We start from the raw sequence: 1,265 nt of genomic DNA on the forward strand, positions 1-1,265 counted from the left end.
GATTTAACCCAGTTAATCGATACGGCCAATGCCCCTATTTTTGGGATTGATGCCGCGGGTCTGGTGAACGAATGGAACCAGCGCGCCGAGCAACTCACCGGCTTTGCTAAGATTGATGTCATGGGGAAAGATCTGGTGGCCGGGTTTATCACCGATGATTACAAGGCCTCGGTTAAAGGGATATTGGATAAAGCCCTGCAAGGTGAAGAGTCGGCTAACTATGAATTTCCGCTGTATACCAAAACGGGCGATCGGGTCGATGTGCTGTTGAACTCCACTTCTCGACGGGATGCCTATGGCCAAATTATTGGGGTCGTGGGCGTAGGACAAGATATTACAGAAGCTAAGAAATCTCAGGCTCAGGTAGTTCAGGCTTCAAAACTGGCCACGCTTGGTGAAATGGCAACCTCTGTTGCTCATGAGTTAAATCAACCTCTTAATGTGATACGAATGGCTGCAGGTAATAGTCGTCGAAGAATTAAAAGCCAGAAAAGTAACAAAGACACTGAGTATATACTTGAAAAATTAGTGCGTATTGAAGGGCAAACTTCTCGCGCAGCTGCAATTATTGATCATATGAGAATGTTCGGTCGTAAGGCCGAGGAAAAATCAGAGATGGTGGATCCTCGCGAGGTTGTTTCTAATGCCCTTGGTTTACTGGGAGCACAACTCAAACTAGCGGGTATTCAAGTAGTCACTAATTTCCCTGAAAAATGCAGCAAAGTGATGGGACATACTATACAGATGGAGCAAGTTATTCTGAATCTTTTGGCCAATGCAAGAGATGCGATGAAAGACAATATATCGGGTTCAAGGATCACACTTAGTATTACTGAAAAGGATGAGATAATTACCATTTCTTCTCAAGATACTGGTGGCGGAATTCCTGAACATATACTTTCTCGAATTTTTGAACCTTTTTTTACAACAAAGGAAATGGGCAAAGGAACCGGCTTAGGCTTATCTGTGAGCTACGGAATTATATTGGAAATGGGCGGCGCTATCATTGCGGAAAATATTACTGATGGCGCAAAATTTTCTATCACACTTCCGACAACAAATAACATCATTCAACAAATAGATCTGATGGGGATTTAAATGAAAAGAATAAAAATGTTAATTGTGGATGATGAACCCTTCATACTTGAAGAGGCCTCAGAAGCATTGGAATTTGAAGGCTACGATCCTCTAACTGCAAGCAATGTATCGGATGCAGTAAAAATAGTGCGTGACAATCCTGATATTGCCCTAATATTAACAGACTT

General features: G+C 42.5%; 1 protein-coding gene. It reads left to right on the plus strand.

The genetic code is table 11. From position 1 onward, the window contains the following. The coding region (locus tag H4J57_RS19435; RefSeq protein ID WP_182243983.1) for an ATP-binding protein at nucleotides 1-1,098 on the plus strand (1,098 nt) is incomplete at its 5' end. Between the last annotated feature and the right edge of the window lie 167 nt (nucleotides 1,099-1,265).

This window comes from Colwellia sp. BRX8-7 (genome assembly GCF_014077275.1).
Taxonomy (GTDB): Bacteria; Pseudomonadota; Gammaproteobacteria; order Enterobacterales; family Alteromonadaceae; genus Colwellia_A.